This window comes from Bacteroidota bacterium (genome assembly GCA_030017895.1).
GTDB lineage: Bacteria > Bacteroidota > Ignavibacteria > UBA10030 > BY39 > JASEGV01.
In genome coordinates this window covers 1-24,362 of the sequence record JASEGV010000003.1, presented here as the reverse complement: position 1 = coordinate 24,362, position 24,362 = coordinate 1, and the positions used below count along the sequence as shown (strand labels likewise).

The 24,362-nt window shown below is 38.8% G+C and carries 17 protein-coding genes and 1 tRNA gene; 1 reads left to right on the top strand and 17 read right to left on the bottom strand.

Annotation, left to right across the window (positions count from 1 at the left end; all coding sequences use genetic code 11):
• Positions 1 to 9: 9 nt before the first annotated feature.
• The 8 genes from QME58_01145 to QME58_01110 form a co-directional block, all read right to left on the bottom strand.
• A complete protein-coding gene (locus QME58_01145; protein MDI6802435.1) occupies positions 10 to 2,859 on the bottom strand; it encodes a TonB-dependent receptor in 2,850 nt (949 codons plus the stop codon).
• 31 nt (positions 2,860 to 2,890) lie between these two features.
• Positions 2,891 to 4,660: a hypothetical protein gene (locus QME58_01140; protein MDI6802434.1), complete on the bottom strand. Its 1,770-nt coding sequence runs from the start codon at positions 4,658 to 4,660 to the stop codon at positions 2,891 to 2,893.
• A 32-nt stretch (positions 4,661 to 4,692) separates the two neighbouring features.
• The gene (locus tag QME58_01135) at positions 4,693 to 6,921 is read right to left on the bottom strand and encodes a T9SS type A sorting domain-containing protein (protein MDI6802433.1); all 2,229 of its coding nucleotides are present in this window, start codon (positions 6,919 to 6,921) and stop codon (positions 4,693 to 4,695) included.
• Positions 6,922 to 6,940: 19 nt separating this feature from the next.
• Positions 6,941 to 9,103 (bottom strand): hypothetical protein, encoded by a 2,163-nt coding sequence (locus QME58_01130; GenBank protein ID MDI6802432.1) that lies wholly within the window; start codon positions 9,101 to 9,103, stop codon positions 6,941 to 6,943.
• A 95-nt stretch (positions 9,104 to 9,198) separates the two neighbouring features.
• A complete protein-coding gene (locus QME58_01125; protein ID MDI6802431.1) occupies positions 9,199 to 11,346 on the bottom strand; it encodes a LysM peptidoglycan-binding domain-containing protein in 2,148 nt (715 codons plus the stop codon).
• A 68-nt stretch (positions 11,347 to 11,414) separates the two neighbouring features.
• The gene (locus QME58_01120; protein ID MDI6802430.1) at positions 11,415 to 12,962 is read right to left on the bottom strand and encodes an acyl-CoA carboxylase subunit beta; all 1,548 of its coding nucleotides are present in this window, start codon (positions 12,960 to 12,962) and stop codon (positions 11,415 to 11,417) included.
• A 93-nt stretch (positions 12,963 to 13,055) separates the two neighbouring features.
• The gene (gene mnmA / locus QME58_01115) at positions 13,056 to 14,168 is read right to left on the bottom strand and encodes a tRNA 2-thiouridine(34) synthase MnmA (protein ID MDI6802429.1); all 1,113 of its coding nucleotides are present in this window, start codon (positions 14,166 to 14,168) and stop codon (positions 13,056 to 13,058) included.
• The gene (locus tag QME58_01110; protein ID MDI6802428.1) at positions 14,165 to 15,316 is read right to left on the bottom strand and encodes a T9SS type A sorting domain-containing protein; all 1,152 of its coding nucleotides are present in this window, start codon (positions 15,314 to 15,316) and stop codon (positions 14,165 to 14,167) included. The genes mnmA and QME58_01110 overlap by 4 nt, the downstream gene beginning before the upstream one ends.
• A gap of 263 nt (positions 15,317 to 15,579) precedes the next feature.
• On the opposite strand from QME58_01110, the gene QME58_01105 reads away from it, so the two are divergent.
• Positions 15,580 to 16,116, top strand: a complete 537-nt coding sequence (locus QME58_01105) for an RNA methyltransferase (GenBank protein ID MDI6802427.1) — start codon at positions 15,580 to 15,582, stop codon at positions 16,114 to 16,116.
• 7 nt (positions 16,117 to 16,123) lie between these two features.
• On the opposite strand, the gene QME58_01100 is transcribed toward QME58_01105, so the two are convergent.
• The 9 genes from QME58_01100 to QME58_01060 form a co-directional block, all read right to left on the bottom strand.
• Positions 16,124 to 16,789 carry an ATP-binding protein gene (locus QME58_01100; protein ID MDI6802426.1) on the bottom strand — a complete coding sequence of 222 codons (666 nt, stop codon included), beginning with the start codon at positions 16,787 to 16,789 and terminating at the stop codon, positions 16,124 to 16,126.
• 1 nt (position 16,790) lies between these two features.
• Positions 16,791 to 17,495 carry a monofunctional biosynthetic peptidoglycan transglycosylase gene (gene mtgA, locus QME58_01095; protein MDI6802425.1) on the bottom strand — a complete coding sequence of 235 codons (705 nt, stop codon included), beginning with the start codon at positions 17,493 to 17,495 and terminating at the stop codon, positions 16,791 to 16,793.
• Positions 17,496 to 17,521: 26 nt separating this feature from the next.
• Positions 17,522 to 17,941, bottom strand: a complete 420-nt coding sequence (ruvX, locus tag QME58_01090; protein ID MDI6802424.1) for a Holliday junction resolvase RuvX — start codon at positions 17,939 to 17,941, stop codon at positions 17,522 to 17,524.
• Positions 17,942 to 17,954: 13 nt separating this feature from the next.
• Positions 17,955 to 20,147, bottom strand: a complete 2,193-nt coding sequence (locus tag QME58_01085; protein ID MDI6802423.1) for a bifunctional (p)ppGpp synthetase/guanosine-3',5'-bis(diphosphate) 3'-pyrophosphohydrolase — start codon at positions 20,145 to 20,147, stop codon at positions 17,955 to 17,957.
• 46 nt (positions 20,148 to 20,193) lie between these two features.
• On the bottom strand, positions 20,194 to 20,838 hold the full coding sequence (gene upp, locus QME58_01080) for a uracil phosphoribosyltransferase (GenBank protein ID MDI6802422.1): 645 nt from the start codon (positions 20,836 to 20,838) through the stop codon (positions 20,194 to 20,196).
• 21 nt (positions 20,839 to 20,859) lie between these two features.
• The gene (locus QME58_01075) at positions 20,860 to 22,218 is read right to left on the bottom strand and encodes an FAD-dependent oxidoreductase (protein MDI6802421.1); all 1,359 of its coding nucleotides are present in this window, start codon (positions 22,216 to 22,218) and stop codon (positions 20,860 to 20,862) included.
• The gene (gene der / locus QME58_01070) at positions 22,215 to 23,522 is read right to left on the bottom strand and encodes a ribosome biogenesis GTPase Der (GenBank protein ID MDI6802420.1); all 1,308 of its coding nucleotides are present in this window, start codon (positions 23,520 to 23,522) and stop codon (positions 22,215 to 22,217) included. The genes QME58_01075 and der overlap by 4 nt, the downstream gene beginning before the upstream one ends.
• Positions 23,523 to 23,543: 21 nt before the next feature.
• Entirely contained in the window at positions 23,544 to 23,963 is a 420-nt protein-coding gene (locus tag QME58_01065) for a response regulator (GenBank protein MDI6802419.1), read from the bottom strand.
• A 44-nt stretch (positions 23,964 to 24,007) separates the two neighbouring features.
• Positions 24,008 to 24,082: transfer RNA gene (locus QME58_01060), tRNA-Pro, on the bottom strand.
• Between the last annotated feature and the right edge of the window lie 280 nt (positions 24,083 to 24,362).

Here is a 24,362-nt window from a genome sequence, read left to right as displayed (position 1 = left end):
TAAAAAGTTTTAAAATCTGAATGATAGCCCCATTTTAAAAGTACGAGGGGTTAAATAACGAGCCGCATTGTAAGGCAGCGGATCGATTGGTGCTGTTAAATCCCGATATGTAGGGTCGTTCCAATCAACTGGTGTTATTTGTCCGTATTCGTAGGCAGTTCCTGTTATAGGGTTCAGGATTTGAGAATTTTTTCTGTCAAAAATATTCTGCATTTCGAAAGTGAAAACGAATTTCCCGAAACCTAAATTAATATACTTCTCGAAATTTAAATCGACATAGAACCAATCTTGTCCGATTTTGCTGTAAGGATTTTCACGGTCGCTTCTATATTCGGGTCTGCCGGTAGTAGGATTAATTCTGTAAAATATTTGTGGAGTATAGCGTTTGCCTGATTGATAAAACACCCTGAGGTAAACATTGTAATCATCCAAGATGCCGCTTCCAAAACCAAATAAGGGATTATTTTTTGCAACAAAGAAATTTATATTTGCAGAACCCTGAAATGGTCTGTCCCAGATTACAAACGACTCTTTTAAGTTTTCTTCAAGTCCCTGCTGGATGTTGAACACGTTCTCGTTAGCCGAAGAACTTTTACCGGTAGCAATATTATATGTACCAGACAAACTTAAGCGTAGCATCTTGCCAATACGGGTTTTATATTCTAACTCAAGCCCGCGTACGCGTGCATAATCCTGATTGATATAGATTGTATAAACACCCCGGATTGTTCCGATAACAGTAGCACGAAATTGTTTTGCAGTTATATAATCGAAAATGTCTTTATAAAAAGCAGTAACTGTCAGAACATCATTTTCGGTGATTTGATTTCGTAAACCTAATTCGTAAGCGACTGTAGTTTCAGGATTCAAGTTTGGATTTCCAATAGTTTGGAAAGACGAACGCGAACGAGTTCCGCTTAATTTTGAATAAACAAATTGAGGGCGTGGTAATTTGGAAAAATGTCCGTACGAAAAGAATAAAGTCTGGTTATCAGTTACAGGATGCGATATACCGAGTCGTGGACTTATACGAGCTTTCCAGTATTGTCCGAAAAATTTGTAGCTATCCTTTTTAAAATTTTCCTGAATAGCTTGAGGCACCAAAATAGCTGTCCCTTTTTCCATTGCATCATCAACATATTTTCCCGGGAACCAATAATCGAAACGTAAACCGAAGTTCAATATCATTCCGCTCATCGAAACACCATCCTGTGCATAAATTGCACCGAATGCCGGATATACTTTAAATATGTCGTTATCAAAACCTAATGGTTTTATCCATGGCTGAAAAATATCAACCATTTGCATTTCTTGAAAACGGGTTTCAATTCCGGCTTTCAGTTTATGATTATCGGTTGGATTGCTGGTCAAATCAAATTTAAAAGTAAATTCGTTCAGATGATGGTCGCGCCACGTCGAAGGACTTCCAAAATCATAGAACCCATCTCCGGGTATTACATATATCGTATCTCTTGAATCTGGATTTGGGTAAAAGTACTCAACCGGATAAGAAACAATGTCTTTCGGCTCAAGGTATTGTTCCCAGGTTTTACCGTTCGCATCACCACGGACATGTGCCGAGTAATAGCTTAAACGGATTTCGTAAAAAGTTTTTGGACTAATGGTATGAGTCCAACTCAAACTATTTTGTTGATTGATGGATGTAAATGTGTTTGCGCTATCCGGAATATTTTGGAAGGAGAACTGATAGCCCGGATTTGGCTCTACCCTATCCAATGTAGCTTGCACTGTTTGTGAGTTCTGATCGATTTGAACCGATTGATTGAAAGTATAGGAAAGTTTCATTGTTGCTACCGGTTTGTAAGTGAGTTTACCGAGAGCAGAATAGCTGTTACTTCTTTTCGGTGAAAAGCGCCTACCATAAAATATAGAAGAATTTAAACCCTTAGGTGCATAAAGTTTATAACCTTGTGGTTTACCACCTACTATATTTTCGACCCAACGCGTAAAACCATCAGTCAGGTTTGAATAAAAATTTCCAAAAAAACTTAAATTGCCTGGTATGTTCAATCCTAATTCAGGTAATACATAGGTAGTAAGAGGTTCGGGACCACTTAAATTAAAATCGTAAATATCTGTATTAAAGTTTGAGCGTGAGGTATTGTTAAAACCAAAATGATCCCGTTTATAACCCATCGACCCTGAGAAAAATTTTGCACCTTCTTTTGTGGTAATATTTACTACGCCGGATGTTGCCTGACCGTACTCGGCATTATACCCTCCGGTAATAACTTCAACTTCGGCAATCGCTTGAGGAGCTACTTGTAAACCAAAACCACGACCTGCTAATGGGTCTTGAACAGAAACACCATCAATCAGATATGCGTTCTCGTAACCTCTTCCGCCGCGAATATATATTTCGTTATCTGATTGAACAACACCGATTTGAAGCGAAACAACATCGCGAACATCTTTTACTACTGCAAGTTGGATATCTTCACTGGTTATTGAACGCCGGCTTGATGTTTCTTCGATGTTGAAGAGGGGCTTCTCACCGATAATTACAACTTCCTGACCAACGGACAAAACCGTTTCTTCTAATTTAACATTTAATTTTGTTACCTCGCTTGCAATTACTTTTACACCGGTATATTGAACTGTTTTGTAGCCTAACAAAGTAACTTCGATTGTATATGAACCGACTGTGATATTTTGGATAGTAAACTTTCCATCAAAATCAGATGAGGCGCCATAGTAGGTGCCTTTAACTATCACGTTCACGCTCGGTAACGATTCACCTGTTGACTTATCGGTTACAGAGCCGCTGATGCTGCCTTTTGGTTGTGTAAAAGCTAATTGTGCAGCTAAGAATAAAATTAAGATTAAAATATTTTTCATTGTTTATAAACTCCAATACGATGTATGAAAATTAACCGCCAAACTCATCAATAAAAACTTTTTTCAAAAATGCCGGAACCCCTTTACCCGCAACACCCGGTCGAGTGGGCCAAACTTTTTCGGCACCATTCATTAAGTGCAACGGTTGACTCAGGAACACAAATGTTTTAGCTTCATCTATTACACCGATGTTTACTGGACCATTCCAAAAAGCACTTGGTGGAACACGTCCCGGGACAGGCGGGATGCTTAAAATATATCTCGCATCGGCACGTTTGTATATATCTCGAACGAATAATGAATGTGCTGCACCTAAAGTTGCAGCGGGATTGAATCGTAGAGTCGGATAATATCCAGAAGGATAAGTTGAGTCAGGATAAATGGGCCAATCGTTCGGAATACGTGTATCGATTAAGACACTTCCGACTAAATCGACTGGTGCAAAATCGACGAGGGCGCCGCGAGGATCGCCTAAGAAGTAACCGAAGCGAGTTGAGTATAAAACTTTGCCGCCAGATCCGTTATACAAATATAATGGAAACTGTGCTACGGCTTGCATGTGCGTCCATGTGTCAGGTATATAATCGGTGAACCAAAAAACATACTCAAAAAGTTTTAATGTCCGTATAAAAGCCGGATTTAAAATCGGTGGTACTAATAATCCAACAACGCGATCGGTTGCTCCGCGACGGATATCAAGAAGGTCGAAATTGCCGAAATTACGAGGTGAGGTTACACCCTCTAAAGTGTCGATAGCAGCAAAAGCTTTTCTATAAAAACCAATAACAGTAGCATAGTCGCCTGCACCGTAGTTTGATATCGTCAATAAATTACTTTTCGGTTTTTTTACGAACCATTTGCGGGCACCATCAGGAAGATATACCGTCGGACTGTTTTCTGAAGCTAAATCTTTAGCTTGCAAATAAATTTTATTAGTGTCGTCTAAACGCAATCCCGAAACTTGCCCTATTTTGTTCATATTCGGAAATATTCCAACATAAACGTCGGCATCTACTTCGCCTGTTGCGTCATCGGTTCTTGATCTCGGAGCTTCAAGCGTTATCATCGTATGTTTAGCCGGAAATTCAAACCACATAGAACTGTCGTTTGGGTTATTTAAGTTTATTCTATAACTCTTTATAGTTTTGTCGCCATCTAAGTCTTTACCAATCCATGTAAATGTAGCAACTGTAAAAGTGGTATCAGGTTGTTGAACCGTTTTTAACGGGTCAAGCGGGTCTGTGGCAAACTCAACTGTAGGAGGAGTATTCTTAATTGGGAAAATCTGTTTTGCGCCAATTGGGTCAGCAGCGCCGATAAAGCCGGTCAATCTCGAATCGGAATCATCAAATATACCGTTGAAATTTTTATCCCAATATGGGAAAGGTTTTAACCGGATGTTAGCGCCGACTTCAATATCATCACGAAACGAATTATCTACAGCACGAACAATCACTGTAAATCTTTCGCGAGCAGTATAAAGGGGGAATGCAATTAAAGAATCGTTCTTAACAACCCAACTGTAACCAAGAGTATCAGGAATTTGTCCGGCTATAACACTATCGGTGTTAAAGTAGGAGAAGAGATATCCACGCACAAATCCATCGGGGTCTTCGCCCCACCAGCGTATTATTTGCCGGCTGATTGTTGGCGACAAGTTATGCGATGTATCTGTTTGAATCCACAGATATGTTTTAGGTAATAAGTTTGCTTTCGGATTATTAGGACCTTCTTTAGTGCAACTTAAAAACAGAGATCCAAACAGTAGAAGAAATATTCCGACTTTAATAATATTATTCATTAATAATTACTCCGATTTAAAGGTAGAACCTGTTATTTTACAAGTGCCATTTTCTTTATTTGTGTAAAGCTGCTTGTTTGTAAACGATAGAAATAAACTCCGGAAGCTAATTTTGAGCCGTCGAAATTCACACGGTAGGTGCCGGCTTTTTGGACCTCGTTTTTCAATATCGCAACTTCCTGACCGATTATGTTATAAATTTTAAGCGTTACAAACTCTTCTCTCGGAAGCGCATACTCAATAACGGTTGTAGGGTTGAACGGATTTGGATAGTTGTTGGTTAACTGGTATTGAGTTGGAAGCGAGGCATTCGGAACCTCTTGAACAGAAGTTATTACACCAAAATCTGAATTTGTTCGTGGAACTAACTTATATCTTCGGGCACTAAAGTGTAATATACCTTGAATATAACTTATCTTATCGCCAACATTTAGTATTCTAAAATTAAATCCACCGACGGTATCGCCGGGAACATTGGAAATATTATTTTTTCCGTCGCGGCGAATAATAACAGACCCTGTTCCATCGCTAACTTCATATTCTGTTGGATCGACAAATGTCGGATAAATATTTGTAACAGTAAGATTGTTTAATTGAACTAACATTCCTTCCCACTTTTCAGCTGATGGGGTTCCGTTACTTACACCAAAACCGATGTCTTTACATGGAATTGAAGAGGGTGTTGGAATAGGATTCCCTGATGAATGCACTTGTACATCTGAAATTGCATAAAGGTTAGTAACTTCATTTAATTCGGAAACTATTCCAGTTACCGTTACACTATCACCCAAGTTTACATGTCCCATAGTAGGCTCTACGCTGCTTATCCATATTCCGTTCCAGGGATCTTTGCCAGTTTGTAGGTACCAAACGTTGGTACCATAAGCTGTGAAAGGTCCATAAGGTGATAAACCAAGTTGTGTAGTGTCGGCTGTAATTATACCAGATGCGGTGGCAATTGCACCTGTTAAAGGACCACGACCATGTGAGAATGGAGAATATTGAATATCGCGTATTGTTGTGGGCCTATCTAACACATAATAGAAGAAGAATCCCCTTGCACTATTTGTAGAATAATCTGGACTTGGATTTGCAATTGTTGTTGTATAACCCGCACTATCGTATGCAGTAACGTAATATCTAACAAAAACATTTGCGGTTTGAAGAGGAATATATGTTCCTACTGAATCTCCAATAATAGTTGCCATTTTTATTGATTTAAATGCAGCGTTGTTGATACTATAAAAAAGTTTTGCACTGTCAACAGGTGCCCCACCGGGCTGTTGAAAAACTCTTGCTGTTACTAAAACGCTGTCGACAGGAGTTACTAAAACGGGATAACGACGAACAGAACTTACACCCGGTAAAACAGCACCAAAAACTATATCACCTGGATACATCGGGCAAATTCTGTATCCGCGTGAATTTTCCACACCAGAAGAAGTCCAAACATATCCTCTAATTGTATCAACTTTTGTATTTAACGATGGTAATGTATAAGTTGATAGAGGATTTCGGAAAACTCTAAGTGTATAATATCCAGACGCGTCATAAGTCGAAAATTCATTACCGTTAGCATCAACCATATTAAAAGTACCGTTGCCAGAATTAACATAATAGTTTACTGTTAGATTAGTAAGTTCTACGTATGCCATCTCGAATGGTTCACCGGTGCTGTATCTAATAGTCCCCCCCGTTCCGGTTCCGTTATGAAAATCAGTTACTGCTTTGGGAATAGGACCAGAAATTGTTTCCGGTACATTATCAAGAATTTCAATTGCAAATCCTGGCAATGGTCTGAATTGGGTTAGGCTATTCATATTGTCAATGGGAAATTCTTCAACTATTCCAGTAATTCTTATTATATCACCTCTTGTAACGTTTAAAAAACCGTTGTTCATTAAATTAATTGTATCAGCAGAGGAAGCACGAACAAATATATTACCCCATTCTGTAGGTTGTGCCGTATCAGACAATATCATTGTCCATCCAGTTGCTGTGTATGTAATGACTTTAGGTGGGACAAGGCATAAAGCTGTTAATGTAATAGTATCAGTCATTGCCGGGGTCGTAGTCTTCCACCTGTATGGTGAAGTCTGGAGGGTCCACCTGGCAGTATTTGTCAACTGAATAGCGTCTGCTAATAGTAAAGAATCAATTGAGACTTTCTGGATATCGCTAATTGTGCGTTCAACTCTTTGTGCGGAACTTACAAAACTTACTAAGAATACTACTACTAAAACTTTTATCAATGTTTTCATTTTCTCATCTCCTGAATTATTATTTTATAACTAAAAATTTTCCAATTTTAATTTTACCTGTATCATTATCTTTTACACTAAACAAATACAAGCCGGTTGCTATAATTTGGTCGCTCTTGGTTATTAAATCCCAAGCGTGTTCGCCACCTGAGAATTGTATCTTCTCCTGTATAGTTTGAAATTTTCTGAACCATTCAATATCCGATCCGCTGTAAGTTGCGGCATCGTGGTCTATTGTTTTTACTATGTCGCCCGCTAATGTATAAACCCGTATTTCGCATCGGGCTGGTAAGTTGTAAAAAATAAGTTTCTTGTTTCGTTCGCCGCCCGTGGCACCTTCCCAATATGCTTTCACATAATAAGGATTAGGATAAACTCCGATTTCCTTATTCGCGTCGGAGGTTGCATTTGTTCCGGCAATCACCCGTTTTAAAATTTTAGAACTTTCTAAACTCGGAAGCTTATTTGCCGAATCGCCTCTATCAAATGCCGTAATACCGTAAACATATTGCCAACCGTTGAGGTGTGTTAACTCAAGTTCTGCAGGTGGAAAACGATACCAGTACGCAACCGTATCGCCCGGAAAATATTTTGCAGTATCTAATAATATTTTACTAAACCCAACATCGAATGCGATATTATTGTTTGGTAAATCGTACTCGCCTACAAGCGACATGTTAAATAACAAATCTTCGGGGGCTGCGATATCGGCGCCGGCATTACTGCGATAGACACGATACCCTTCGAAATCTTTTTCTTGCGTAATCGGATCGACCGATTCTTCAGATGTGTGCTTGTTCCAGTATAATGTAACATTCCGGTCGGATACTTCAGCCCTAACTTTGGGCCTGCGTGGAGGTTGAGGTAAACTGTATCTATCTAAAATACCGTTACCATTAAAATCTTCGCCTTCATCTAAAATATTATTACCGTTTGCGTCTTCACCGTCGTAAGTTTTTTGTGCCCAAGCTAAATTTGAAAATAAAATCGAACGCTGTTCCGGTGTATCAAAACGAGCATGGTCTTGCCCAAATTTTTTGGCTGTAACAATTCCAAAAACTACAGTTAAACTATCTCCCGGATATAAAGTTTTATAAGGCCCGGCGGTAAGGAGCAAGGTTGAATTTTTTGGCGATGTTCGTAGTGCATCAATTTTACTTTTCGGATACATCGTTGTGGTCATTCGTGCATAACGATTCATCCAACGGGTTGGGTCTTCGTCATCAGGTGCTGGCGAAAAATATTCTATTTCACCGGAAGCCGTACGGAAAGTCCAGGCATTAAAATAAGTTTTAGTCGCTAAATCAAGTGCTGAATCGACTCCATTTGGAAAAGGTGTGCTGCCGAGAAGTTTCATTGCAATATAACTGTTTGCCGGTGGTCCTTGGTTATTCCCATCGAAATCGAAAGCGTAAGACATTCTACGGGCTGAATCAAAGCCGGCTGTAACGTTGAAGTAGCCGCCTGTTCCGGGTCGGACAAAATTAGTATTACGGACAACGAAATTGTTCCACAATCCGACATAAACTGAATCGAGTGTATCACGGACTGTAACTCCGGTTGATGGGTCGCGATAACCGGTGTTTTTAAATGTGTAACTTAAGATTACAAAAAAATCGGCGGTTGGTAAATTCCAGGCATAACTTTCCTGATGAACTGTTAGACCCAGAGGCATGTGGTAAGGAATCGTATCGCCTGTAACTGGATCGCGTGTATATTTGTCGGTGTAATCGCTAACAAAATCCAATTCGCTCACTGCGCCTTCGGTCGGATGACCTGCAAAAGGATCGATAGAACGCTTTATAATCTGGTCTCCCGGTTCAGACGAAAATTCATAATGAAGTCCAGTCGTTCCACTTCCGCTCCGGTCTGTGGTACCGGTAGATACACCTGCTCTGCCTCGTTTTCGGGAAATGGCGCCAAACCACACACCGCCTTGATAAAGATGCTCGATTCGCGAGCCACGCGGATATTCAGCAGCAAATTGCTGGGGCCAATACGCATTCCGAGTGCCTAATGTCCCATAATTTGTAACCGTTAATAGTAAATTACCGACGTTAACAACTTGTCGTTGATCCTTGTCGGTTGGTTTGTTAAACGTTTGCTGCTCATGTTCTTGAGTTATTATTCTTGATGATATTACAATCGTCAAACTGACAAATATTAATAGATATTTACGCATTGAGATATTAATCCGATAACTTATATTATTGTGTTCGCAATATACGATATTTTTTTTTAGCATACAAAATGATTTATTTCGAGAAGGAATAATAATTAAGTTCCAGAATCAAGATAGATAATGATTACTTGTCCGACCGTAATTTTATCACTACGAAAATTATTCCAACCTCTTATTTGTTGAACGCTTACATTATAAAGCGTTGCTATTTGAGAGAGTGTATCTCCTGATTTAACGTGATGTTCTAAAGTTCGTTTACCTTTTGGCGGCTGAACAGATTTCTTACTCTTTGCCTTTGAAGTTTCAGAATTTTCGGAGACGAGATAAATTTCTAATTCTTGTCCCGGCATAATTTTATTACTTCTTATTCCGTTCCAATTTTTTATGTCTTGCGATGTTACTCCATATTTTTTTGCTATGGTAAATAAGGATTCACCGCTTCGAACAACGTGGTTAGTCCAATATGATTTATTGAGATTCTTCTTGTTACTTTTTGTAATTTTCATACCTGATTCAGCAGTGAGAAATTTTTCTGCTTTATCAGCATCGACGAAAATATCTATCGTGGCATTTGCTTTCAATTGCCTCCCATAAGCAATATCGTTCCAATTCCTAAGGTCGCTGATGCGAACATCAAAACGTTCAGCAATTTCGCTGAGGGTATCGCCGGTTTTAACTTTATAAGTGGTTTTTGTTTTACCACGAGCATCAACTTTTCGTTTTGCACTTTTTTGGCTTTTAGCTGGGGAATCATCCTTTGATACGAGTAAAGACATTTTTGATGAAACCGGAATAAGTAACGATTGTCCAGCCGAAAGTTTTTTCTTTACTGAAATATTATTTGCTTCTGCGATAACATAAGATGAGATGCCATATTTCTTGGCTATCTTACCAATAGTTTCAGCCGATTTAACAAGATGAACAGCCCAATCTCTTTTCTTTTCGTCCAGCAGTTGAGCGAATTTTTCATTGAAGGTGTCGACAGAACCTTTCGGTAACTTTAACTCAAATCCTGTATATCCGGGGGGTGTGCATAATTGAAGAAGTTCAGGATTAAGATCCTGAAGTATGTCAACATCTGTCGATGCACATTCTGCAAGAATTCGCAGGTCAACACATTGGTCGATTTTCACAACTTCATAAATTAATTCATGGTCGCGTTCTACTGATATTCCGAATTTTTCCGGATTCATTGCTATAACAGCGGCAGCGATGTATTGCGGAACATAATTTCGTGTTTCAAGTGGAAGATTTTTTCTTAAGAACCAAAACACAGAAGTTCCCGAACGCCGCATAGCTGATCGGACACGTCCCGGGCCTGAATTATAAGAAGCGATTGCTAAATGCCAATCACCAAAATCATTATACAAATCGCGTAGATGCTGAGCAGCCGCGCGTGTTGCTTTTTCAACATTTCGTCTGTCATCATACCACCAATTCCCCTCAAGCCCATAGAGTTTGCCGGTTCCTTTTATAAACTGCCAGATACCGACTGCTTTTGCCCACGAACGTGCCACAGGATTGAGACCGCTTTCAATCATCGAAAGGTAAATTAATTCTTCCGGAACATTTTCGTCTTTAAAAATTCTTTTCATCATCGGGAAATATTTTCCTGAACGCTTTATCCAACGTTCCATGTGGTGCTTACCACGTCCGGTGAAGTAATCCATATAAATTTGAACGAACCCATTAATAACCAACGGAACTGTAAGTCCGGGTAAAACTTCTCGTGTTCTAAATTGTTCGGGTGATTCGGCTCCCTCGAGGAGATCATTCAGCTTTTCGCGTAAAGCAAAAATAGATGTTTGGTCTCCGAGCGAATCGATGTTGGCAATATATAATTCGTAATCTTCAACAATACTCAAGCTTAATTCGTTAAAGTCTTGGTTTTTCTCAATGCCAGGATAGTAACTAAGTTCGTTTAAAATATTAATAGCAAATTCAAACTCATTTGCACAACGAGTCGAATCACCATCGGTTTCAGCTCGTAAAGCTGATATGTAATGTTTGCGGGCACTTTCTAACGATTGAGCGACAATCGGGTCAATACCATTTTCCGAAGCAGTATCATTTGCGGCTTCTGAAAACAACGTATCAGCATTAACCGTTGAATGATTTGAGTTAATAAAATTTTGTATTGAATCGTTTTGAGCTGTGGGAGATTTTATAGGTTTGATGGTCTCCTTCCCTGTGCAACCTATTAACAGGAAAGTTAGAAAAAAAATATTTATGTATTTTGACAAATTAGTTTTCCGGTGTATTTTAATTTGTTTAAATATATAAGATTACGAGAAGAAAATCAAGTAAGTTATCATAGGGGTATATTACCGTGTTTCTTTTGGGGATTTGAATCGACCTTATTTTCGAGTATTTTCAAAGTTCGATATAAATGCAATCGCGTTTCGCTCGGTTCTATTACATCATCTAAATAACCACGGGCAGCAGCGATATATGGATTTGCAAATTTTTCTTTAAAATCCTCTTCCTTTTTTTGAATTGCAGCTTCTTTATCTTTTGCTTTTTCAATTTCTTTTTTGAAAATAATTTCGACCGCTCCTTTTGGACCCATCACAGCAATTTCGGCAGTGGGCCAACCAAAATTGAAATCGCCTCTGATATGTTTTGAATTCATAACATCGTATGCACCTCCGTAAGCTTTTCGTGTTATAACAGTTATTTTCGGGACGGTGGCTTCGCAGAAAGCATAAAGGAGTTTGGCTCCATTTTTTATTATTCCCCGCCATTCTTGTTCAGTGCCCGGTAAAAAACCGGGGACATCTTCAAAAACCACAAGTGGTATATTGAACGCATCGCAGAAGCGAACAAACCTGGCTCCTTTTATCGAAGAATCGTTATCTAAAACTCCAGCCAACACAGCCGGTTGATTAGCAATTATTCCAACCGAATATCCTCCGATACGAGCGAATCCAACAATTATATTTTGCGCATATAACTCGTGAACTTCAAAATAATCGCCATCATCAACAATTAAATGAATTACATCTTTGATATCATAAGGCTTATTTGGATTGTCCGGAATTAAGGTGTTCAATTTTTCTTCACGTCTGTTGGGATCATCTTGCGTTAGTTTGAACGGCGGGTCGTCCATGTTATTTGATGGTATGAAGCTGAATAATTTTCGGACTTTAAGTATGCAATCGACTTCATTCTCGCACGCAAAATGTGCGACTCCACTTTTTGTAGCGTGTGTTACGGCACCCCCTAATTCTTCGTGTGTTACTGTTTCGTGAGTAACTGTTTTTACTACATTCGGACCGGTTACATACATATAACTTGTATTCTTAACCATAAAAACAAAATCGGTGATTGCCGGTGAATATACAGCCCCGCCAGCACAAGGTCCCATTACAGCGGAAATCTGTGGAACTACACCGGATGCCAAAGTATTCCGTAAAAAGATATCGGCATATCCTCCTAAACTGACCACACCTTCCTGAATGCGGGCACCGCCGGAATCGTTCAGCCCAATTACAGGTGCACCCACTTTCATAGCCCTATCCATAATTTTGCAAATTTTTTCAGCGTGTGCCTCCGAGAGCGAACCACCGAAAACAGTAAAATCCTGACTGAACACAAAAACCAAACGACCATCAATCGTTCCGCTGCCTGTAACCACACCATCGCCTAAAAACTTTTCTTTCTCCAAACCAAAATCGTTCGATCGGTGTTCGACTAACATATCAGTTTCAAGGAAACTGTTTTTATCTAACAGCAAATCAACGCGTTCGCGTGCAGTGAGTTTGCCTTTCTTATGCTGGTCGTCAATGCGTTGCTGTCCGCCTCCAAGCTTAGCTTGTTCTTTTAAATCTCTCAGTTGTTGAATCTTATCTCTTGCCATAATATGACTCCTTAATAACTATTTGAATTTCGTATTTATGAATTATGATTCGGGATTTTAATTCCAAAATTGTCAATCCAAAATCTTACATAACTAAGTTATAACGTGGTCAATCACCCCACCACCAACAACATCATCTCCTTTATACATTACAACAGACTGACCGGGAGTGATTGCCCGTTTTGGTTCATCAAAAATAACTTGTATGGTTTCAGAATCGACCTGTTTGGCAAAAGCAGAGGATCCTGAATCTTTGTAACGGACTTTTGCAGTGATGGACGCTCCGTTTTTTAAATCTGTGATTGAAATTAAATTTACACTTTTAGCTATTAGTACACGATGCATCAAGTCAGCATCGCGACCAAGAGTAATCGTGTTTGTATCAGAATCTATTTTTGTAACATAAACCGGTTCACCAAATGCAACCCCCAAACGCTTTCTCTGACCGATTGTGTAAAACGGAATACCCCTGTGATTAGCTACAACTTTCCCATCGAAAAGCATATCGCCGCCGCTAACTTGTTTTTCAAGTTCCGGGTTTTGTTCTTTTAAAAACCTCTCATAATTATCATCGGGTATAAAACAAATCTCGAAGCTCTCTGCTTTATTTGCTGTTTTTAAACCAAACTTTTTTGCAAGCTCACGCACTTCAGGTTTTGTTAATTCGGCGAGCGGAAACATTGTCCGGCTCAGCAATTCTTGTGTTAAACCCCACAAAGCATACGACTGGTCTTTTTCAGTATCTTTTCCTTTAGAAAGAACAAATCGCTTTACTTCTTCATCGTAACGTATTTTTGCAAAATGCCCTGTTGCAATGTAATCAGCTCCTAAGGCAACTGATTTGCGAATTAACTCTTCCCACTTGATTTTCCGGTTGCAAACTACGCAGGGATTCGGAGTGCGACCGGCTACATATTCGCTGATAAAATTGTCGATTACTGCTTTTTTAAATTGTTTCGAAAAATCTAAAACATAATGTGGGATACCTAACTTTGCTGCAACCATTCTTGCATCATTTATTCCATCGAGCGAACAGCAGCTCGATTCATTTCCAATGTTACCGCCAACATCTTCGTAGTTGTATGTTTTGATTGTAATGCCTATAACTTCGTAACCTTGTTCTACCAACAAAGCCGCAGCGACCGAGGAATCGACACCGCCGCTCATCGCAACTACAATTTTTGATTTATTTTGAATCTTATTCATCGAAGGAGGATCATTTTTTTTGTACTCGTATAAATATTTTTTCCTGCTGCTGTTACAAGTTTAGAAAAATAGATACCTGACGATAACTGTGTTGCATTAAAATATACAGTTTTGGCACCGGCATCCTGAAAACCATTAACGAGTGTGCTTACTTCCTGCCCGTAGATATTATAAACTTTCAATGTTACGTGAGCATAATTAGAAAGCTGATATGTAATTTGTGTACCGGGATTGAACGGATTTGGATAATTTTGTTCGAGTATGTAACCCTCAGGAATAGAATGAGCTAACTTGCTGTCATCAACCGAAGTAGTTTTTGAATTCACCCAGGCAGTGTACCAAATACTTGCAAGTGCTGTGGTCGATCGTTGGAGCTGATCTTTTGTGAGGCGTTCTGTTTTTTCCCAAAGTGCTGAGTAATAACTCGCAGGTGCTGTTCCTGATCCACTATAACCTGAAACGGATTTAGCATAATTGTCCGCAAGCATAATGGAATCGACAAGCGAATTAGAATGAATTATGTATTCGAATATAAAATCGATTGGGGATCCGATATAATAAATCGAATCTGTTTGAATGTTGATTTGTGCCTGATATGAATTCAGCATCGTTGTTTCATATCGAGAATGAATACCTCTGTTCCCTGTAAGTTGTCCATCATAATTCAATGTGCAATGGAGGGGCTGATATCCATCGCCAACATAATGACCGATATCGCTTGCTGTCTGTTTTACTTTTGCTAAATCGTTTCGAGTTAATTGAGCAATTAATGAATCCATGAACCATTTCACGAACCACGGATTTGTTCCGTTCTCTTTCACACGCTGCCATCCGTAGATCATAATCAAAGAATCAAGATTACGAGTCATAGATTTGAAATAAGGATAATCATCTATGTCGAGAAAATGTCGCGGACTTTCGGCTAAGAATGTTGTATCCGAACTTATCTTTCGATTATCAGCATCCGAAGCATGTGCTTCGTAAAATAAACTATCAGCTTTGAAAGCGTTCATATCCGATGGAAGGTGCATAACTGCTTTGCGGTTAATAAATTTATGACCTGTTCCACCCCAACTATAAACTAATTGGTCGGATATTATGAATAGAATTAAATTCAGAACAACGATATTGATAATACGCTTACTCATTTACTAATTAGCTTTCACGATGATGTTAAAATTATTTTAGATTGAGCATAATATAACAACTATTTGATTAATCTTAAAACTTTGTTGTTACTGACTGAAGTTACGCAAAAGAGTCATTCTGAACGAAGTGAAGAATCTGAAACCTCAAATTCAGGCTATTTTTAGATGTTTCGCTTCGCTCAACATGACAAAAAGTCAATTCTGCGTAACTTCAGTTACTGATTTGAATTTGTTAGTCGGATTTATATATATTGAAATCACTTATGAGAAAATTAACACACACAGAAATTTCAAAATATCGTTATTCAAAAGAGCAATTGATTAACGAACCACGATTCCCGGTTCATGTTCTATTAGATAACATCAGAAGCTTATATAACGTCGGGGCAATTTTTAGAACATCTGACGGCGCCAGAATTTCAAAACTGATTTTAACCGGTTACACTCCTTATCCACCCCGGAAAGAAATCGAGAAAACCGCATTAGGTTCAATCGAAACAGTTCCCTTTGAATATTACAAAAATCCTTTAGATGCAATCGCAAAACTAAAATCGGAATCAGTTAAAATTTGTTTATTGGAACACACAACAGAAAGTAAACCATACTTCACTTTAGCGAAAGACGATTTTCCATTATGTCTCGTGGTGGGAAATGAAATTACAGGTGTATCAAAAGAAATAATCGAAGTCGCAGATTTTGCAGTAGATATACCGATGTTCGGTTTGAAGCAATCGTTAAATGCGGCCGTCGCTTACGCGATTGCAGTGTTTGAATTGGTGAAAATTTTAAAACAAGATTGATTTGGATTTAATAATCAACAAAATAAGCCAGTGTGAAATATTCAGTTTTCTCATGAGTATGAATACGCAGCACACCGTAATGCACCAACCTAACCAAAATTCGTGAAGCCCGCCGATCGCTTATGTTAACGAGTCTTCCAAATTCACGAACCGTAATTCTCTCGTTGGTTTCAAGGTATCGAAAAAGTCGCTTTTCGTTTTCACCAATCGAAAACCGCATCGGAGGGGTTTCAGGGTTTTCGCTCTTCAGGATTTTAACAACCTCTTTGCTCGCCATCATAGTTTTGTCGTTGATGCGAATATACACCCTTGTCGATTCCCCCTCATCTTTATTGTTTTCGCCAAGGTAATAATGTGGTTTAGTTTTGCTTTCATCGATGAAGCATACAATCACATCCCGTTGGTTGAAGGGCACAACTTCGATGAACGGCTCAATGGGCGGATCGACAAAATCTCTCGATGCTGTATAAATCAATTCAATTTCCGATTTTTCACTTTCGACTCCCACGATTTTCCCATCGTCATCAACACCAAAAAGTATGTAGCCCCCTTTTGTATTGGCGAATGAAATTATTGTCCGTGCAATTTTTTCAGGAGATGAAATACGTCGTTTGAATTCAAGTTCAAATCCTTCCCCCTCTTCGATTAATATTTTTACATCATGTAGGTTCATTCTACCAACCTCGTGCTTCCATCCTGTTCAAAACAATATTCGTTCTGAAATTTAACCAACGAGTATTCTCTGTGGGTTTATGCTTTCTTGGACTCGGCACGACAGCGGCTAACCGAGCAGCTTCCCATCTTTCCAACGAAGCGGCTGATTTTCCAAAATATTTCTGCGATGCAGCTTCAACTCCGAAAATCCCTTCACCCCATTCAATTGAGTTTAAATAAATTTCCAAAATACGGTCCTTCTTCAATATCCTCTCCATTCGGAGTGTAATAATTAATTCTTTTAATTTACGCAACGGGTTTTTTGATGTTGATAGATATAAATTTTTTACGAGCTGTTGTGTAATCGTGCTTGCACCACGAACTGCACGCCCTTCTTCTAAATTCCGCTCAAACGATTCTTGGACTTCATACCAGTCCACACCACCGTGTTCGTAAAAAGTTCCATCCTCTGCTACGATGATTGCATGTATCATGTGTTGCGAGATGCGTGATAGTGGAACCCATTTCTGAATTATTTTGAGATTTCCATCTTTTTCATCAATCCGCTGTTGCATTAATGCTGTAGTGGTTGGATTGTTTTTTTTTAATTCATGTATATTGTGTCCCGGTAATGAAAAATATCCAACAATCAGAAAAAACAATACTAAAATAATTATACTTTTAAATTTATTATTCTTTAGCCAATTGATAAAACTTGACTTCATAGAAGTCCTTTTTCCTAAACCATCAGTCATTTTTGTGGTGCAGAATCTAAATAAGATTGAAGGATTAAGGCAGCCGCCATTAAATCGATTTTCGATTTGTCCTGCCGTTGTTTTTTCTTTACTCCCATTTGGAGAAGAGTAGCTTTAGCCGTTGTGGACGTGAATCGCTCATCAACTGCAAAAACCGGTAATTGTGTTGAATTTTTTAATTGCTCAATAAAAGCTTCAACCTCTTGTGCTTTTTGTCCCCGCTCTCCTTTTAAATTAAAAGGTAGACCAACAACTATTGCCTCAATGTTAAAATCTCTGATTTGTTTATTAATTTTGTCTATTGTGGTTGAGTCATTAATAATTGTTTCGAGAGGTCGTGCAATTATACCGAGAGGGTCGCTAACAGCCAAACCGATTCTCTTTGTCCCGAAATCTATTCCTAATAATCTGCCCATTTAATTTCCCAGTTTAGTTTTGAGAACTCAACCGCACAGCTTTCGTAACTCCTTTAATCTTCCGGATTTTTTCGATGAGACGGCTGAGTTGATCCAAATTTTTTACGTTAACGATGATTGTTCCATCAAACATTCCGTCGGTAGCTTGGAGGTTGACAGAGCGTATGTTTGTGTTTTGATATGTAGAAACTGTATGAGTTAAATCGTTCAGTAATCCGGGACGGTCTTCACCTTCGATAGAAATCGCCGAGGCAAAATCTACCCCGCCGGTTTGTGGCCAAGCGACTTCAACTATCCGGTTTTGTTCGGTCTTTATGAATGCCTTTAGGTTAACGCAATCTTTTTTATGAATTTTTATTCCTTCTCCGATAGTTACATAACCAACAATCGCATCTCCGGGTATCGGATTACAACATTTAGCAAAGTTGTGCAGATAATTATCGTTGCTGCCGAATAATTTTATTCCTGTCGCTAAACTCCGGGCAGAGTCTAAAAATTTATCAAATACATTTTCAACATTCGGTTCTTTCGTTCCTGCCGGCGCCGGGTGTTTCAGCCGTTCAATGATTTCATGAGCAACCGTATCCGGGTTAATATCTAAAGTTGCAATGCCGAGATAAAAATCCTGAAGCGTGCGTGAGATGTTATAATCCTGCAGGTGTTTTTGTAGTTCGTCTTCGTTGAGATGAAGTTTATGTTTCTTAATTCGCTTTTCCCAAATCTCTCTTCCTTCGTGCATCTGTTTTCTTTGCTCTTCTTTTATCCATTTGCGAATATGCGACTTAGCTTTATTGGTAGCTACAAACTGTTCCCAATCCCTGTTTGGTTTTTGATTTTTTGAAGTGATAATCTCAACCTGATCACCACTCTGTAGTTTTGAATCAAGAGGAACGATTTTTCCATTTACTTTAGCTCCGATACAATGAAAGCCAACGCTCGAGTGAACATCGAAAGCAAAATCGACAGGTGTCGCCCCTTTTGGGAGAATTTTTAAATCTCCTTTCGGTGTAAACACATAGATTTCATCCTGATAAAGATTGAGTTTAAAACTTTCGATGAATTGTTTCGGCGAGGTTTCCTCGGTAGCTTGCTCGAATATTTCACGCACCCAGTTCACCCAATTATCCATTTCATTATCTAATACCGATTGATTTTCTTTATACTTCCAATGTGCGGCAACACCGTGTTCGGCTATCTCGTGCATAGCACGTGTTCGTATTTGCACTTCCACCATTTTTCCTTCAGGACCGATCACGGTTGTATGAATTGATTGATACCCGTTTTTCTTCGGTAGAGAGATATAATTTTTAAAGCGCTCAGGAATTGGGATGTAAATTTCCGAAATAATTCCATACACTGCAAAACAATCGTTGTTGTTGGGAGTATCTATGATTATACGGACTGCAAAAAGATCGTATAGTTCATCGATAAGTTTTTCCTGCGTCTTCATTTTATTGTTGATGCTGTAAATATGTTTTGGCCGCCCTTCGATCTCAAAAACGATTCCTTCTTCCTTCAGTTTTTTGTCGAGCGGTGATATAAATTTTTTTATATATAATTCACGCTCCCGTCGTTTTGCCTTTAACGATCTTGTTATCTCTTCGTATTCTTTTGAATGAAGATATTTAAAAGCGAGGTCTTCAAATTCCCATTTTATTTTAGCAAGTCCAAAACGGTTAGCAAAAGGTGCATAAATATCTAATGTTTCTTTAGCAATGCGTCCGCGCTTTTCGGCAGGTAGATACTCAAGAGTTCTCATATTATGCAAACGATCGGCAAACTTTATGAGCATCACACGAATGTCGTTCACCATCGAGAGTAGCATTTTTCGAAAGCTTTCAGCTTTGGTTACTTCGTGGCTTTGAAATATGTCGGTTATCTTAGTTGCACCATCAACAATATCTGCAATTACATTCCCGAATTCCTGCCTGATATCTTTAACTTCGTAATCGGTATCTTCTGCAACATCGTGCAGCAATGCAGCGGCTACTGAAATATCGTCGAGCGGAATTTCTTTTGCTACTATGAGGGCAACTTCGTATGGATGATTAAAATATGGCTCTCCCGATGCTCGTAAATCCTGTTTGTGTGCAGTTAAGCTAAAATCGAACGCATGCCGTATCAGTTCGTCATTGACTGTTCTAAGATTTTTGTGGCAAACCGCCAGCAAATCATCTAATTTCTTTTTATATATACCATCACGCATCTATATCCTCTGATAGAATATAATGGCGTTAGGTAATAAAAACAAATTATTCGCCTGTCCCAAAAATTCTATCCCCCGCGTCTCCTAAACCGGGCAGGATATATCCCTTATGGTTTAAACCACGATCTAATGCAGTTACAAATATTTTTACATCGGGGTGCATAGAATGAATTGCTTTAACACCTTGAGGCGAAGCGACCAAACTGACAAAGCAGATTTTTTTTGCCCCCTTTTGTTTTAAAAATGTTACCGCAGCGGCGCCGCTTCCACCTGTAGCTAACATCGGGTCAAGAATTAAAATGCGTGAATCTTTCAACTTCTTTGGAAATTTAAAATAATAATCTACAGGTTTTAAAGTTTCTTCATCGCGGTAAAGTCCGATATGCCCGACTCGTGCATCCGGCAGATACTCCACAAAACCACCAACCAAACCCAGACCGGCTCTGAGAATTGGTACTAGGATTACCCTATCGACTATTAAATGTCCTTTTGTATTTTCCAAAGGTGTTTGAACTACGATTTCTTTCGTTTGCAAATCTTTTGTTACTTCGTATGCCATTAGCCCGGCAATATGTCTTAAGATTGCACGAAACTGGTAACTCGGAGTTTTTTTGTCGCGTAAAAGGGTTAAGTCGCGTCTGATTAAAGGATGGTCGATAATAATCAAATTTTTAATTTTCTTTTTCGTCATTTCGTTTCCATATTTAATTTGTTAGAGTTTCTTCTTCATGCTATTCGCTGCAATTAGAATTGGATCCCACAACGGTGAGAAGGTGGGTGCATAGATTAAATCCAATTTTGATAATTCATCAACAGTTAATTTTTGTTGAATTGCAGCAGCAAGGGTGTTTGCCCTAAGTGCTGCCCCGTCTTCGCCGAAGACATTCGCCCCTAAAATTTTTCGTGATGTTTGATCGACAATCAATTTTACTGATAACTTTTTATTGCCGGGCATAAATGGAATTCTTGAGTTCGTTGTGATAAAGTCGGTTACAACCCGGTATCGTAGTGCTGTTGCTTCTTTTGAACTAATTCCAACTTTAGAAATTTCGAGAGAAAATAATTTTAATGCTGCCGAATATATTCCACCTGTAAATTTTGACCGTTCCCCTGCTGCATTTTCGCCTGCAACCCAAGCTGACCGGCTCGCAACTGTTGCAAATGGAATGTAAGCCGGTTTGGCGGTTACAATATTTTTTACCTCGCAACAATCACCGGCAGCATAAATACGATCAATGCTCGTTTCCTGATAATTGTTTACTTTAATAGCGCCGTTAATTCCTAAACGAATTCCGGCAGCTCTTGCTAAACCTGTGTTCGGCACTATCCCAATAGCAATTACCACAATATCTGTTTCAAAGGTTCCACGATTTGTTATCACAAATTCAATTTTTTCCGATTTCGATTTGATAAAGGCTTCGATTTTTGCATTCGGAATAAACTCGATTTCCTGCTTTTTGAGTTCTTTTAAAACTTCTTCACTTGTTTCAATCTCAAAATTATCTAAAGGCAAATTATCGTTATGAAGAATCGTAACTTTCAATTTTTTTTTCCGAAGAGCTTCCGCCATTTCCAACCCGATGAAACCTCCACCTACTATTACGGCTTTTTTGGGATTTTCAGTTTTTAAAAAATTCATTAAAGCCAAAGTCTCTGCCCTGGATCTCACATAAAAAACGTTGCGGGCATTTTCCCCATCGATATTAATTTTTTTAGGAACTGCCCCTGTTGCAATAATCAACCTATCGTAATGATATTCTTTTAAAGTATTTGCATTAAGATCGCGAACAATAATTTTATGATTATTAGGAATTATTTTTTCGACAAGCTGTAATATTTTTACAGAAAATTTTTTTTCTGATGCAAGTTTTTCAGGTGAAAACAAAACGAGTTTGGTCTCGTCTTCGATATCGCCGCCGATTAAATAAGGAATTTCGCACACTCCGTATGAGACTGTTTCGCTCTGTTCGAATAATATTACTTCGGCATGTGGATTAGTTCTTGCTGCTTTGGCAGCAGCACTGGGGCCGGCAGCTAAACCTCCGATGACTATGATTGTGCTACGCTTCATTTTTTCTTAAAATTTAAAGTCAGCGGAACGCCTTCAAATTTAAAGTGCTCACGAATTTTATTCTCTAAAAAACGAACGTAATTTTGGTGAACTAACTCCGGATGATTTGCAAAAAAAGAGAATACAGGGGGTTTTGTTTTTACCTGCATCACATGTTTAATTTTAATTTCTTTGCCTGTCGGTGTGGAAGGTGGAGTCGAATTAATAATATCAAGAAGAATATCATTCAATTTGCTTGTGGGAATTCTTTTCTGCATTTCCTCAAAAACACGTTTTGCAACTTCAATTGTTTTAAATACTCTCTGTTTAGTCTTTGCGGAAATAAAAATGATTGGTGCATAATCGTAAAGCCGAAGCATCAATTTTAATTTCTTTTCGAATGCGATAGCTGTGTATTGGTCTTTTTCAATCAAGTCCCATTTATTTACACAGATGATAATGCCGCGTTTTCTATTAGCGATGCTTTCAACGATATGCAAATCTTGTTTATCTATTCCCTGCTCTGCATCGAGCAGCAATAAAGCAATATTACACCTTGCGATGCTTCTGAGTGTTCGCAGGGCACTATAAAATTCTATACTTTCTTTTATCTTACTCGGTCGCCGGAGTCCGGCAGTATCAATCAGCAGTAATTCTTCTCCATAAATTTTTAATATTGAATCTATCGGGTCGCGCGTAGTTCCGGGAATTGGTGTAACGATATTCCGATTTTCGCCTAACAGTGAATTTACAAATGAGGATTTACCTACATTCGGTTTACCAACGACAGCTAATTTTAAGATACTATCTTTATCGGATTTTGCCCGTTTCGGAATGTCCGCAGTAAGAATATCGAGTAAATCGCCGATTTTTCTACCACCAAGCGACGAAACGGTAAACGGATCGCCAACCCCTAACTTATGAAATTGAGCTGAATCCGGTTCGCGGATTTCATTATCCACTTTATTTATAACTAATAATATTTTTTTATTTGATTTTCGAAGTATGTTTGCAATTTCCGAATCAAGCGGTGTTACTCCCTCTTTGACGTCGCATAAAAATAGTACAAGGTCTGCCTGATCGATAGCAATTTTAGCCTGTTCAAGCATTGCTTGTTCGATAATTCCTTCAGCTTTCGGGATGTAGCCACCCGTGTCAATAAGAGTGAATTCTTTTTCTGCCCAATCAGTGGTTGCGTAATGGCGATCGCGCGTAACTCCGGAAGTCGGATCAACAATTGCTTTTCGCTGTCCTATTAAACGGTTGAATAAGGTTGATTTTCCGACATTGGGTCTGCCGACAATTGCTACTATATAATCAGTCATGAGTTTGTTTTCGTAAGCGAATCAGATCAATTTAGCATACTTAGAAATTTGTGAAATTTGATGATTGAAATTATCGAAACCAACCGACTTACTTATGTAAGCAGCAGCGCCGTATGTTTTTGCGTAGGATATATCCTCCTCACGATCTGAAGTGCTTACAATTACGACGGGTATTTCTTTTAATTGATCGTGTTCCTTAATTATTTTCAGAACTTCCCTGCCGTCGCGCTTAGGTAGATTTAAATCGAGAAGAATAAGATTTGGTGTAGGAATATCAGCATTGTTGGAATAAGAATCTTCTTTGAAAAGGAAATTCAAAGCATCCTGTCCATCGCTGGCATAAAATAAATTAGCATTGATTTTATTACGCTGTATTACATATTGCAAAATACGTAGATGAGCTAAGTTATCCTCCACGACTAATATTTTCAATTGTTCCACCTGTTATTTTTATTTTATACCATTATGTTACAAAAATATTTTTGTCGGGGCGGCGAGATTCGAACTCGCGACCTCTTGGTCCCGAACCAAGCGCGCTAGCCGGGCTGCGCTACGCCCCGTTATAACAAAACTTTCTTTTTTTCTGAGCATAGCCGGGTCCCGCTCTTCTCAACTTAATCTTTAGTCGAGCGGGATCCGCAATTTGAATATCACTTAACCGCACTTCGTTTGTTAAGTGTTTTCAAATTGGGGCTGCGCTACGCCCCGTTATAACAAAACTTTCTTTTTTTCTGAGCATAGCCGGGTCCCGCTCTGCTCAACTTAATCTTTAGTCGAGCGGGATCCGCAATTTGAATATCACTTAACCGCACTTCGTTTGTTAAGTGTTTTCAAATTGGG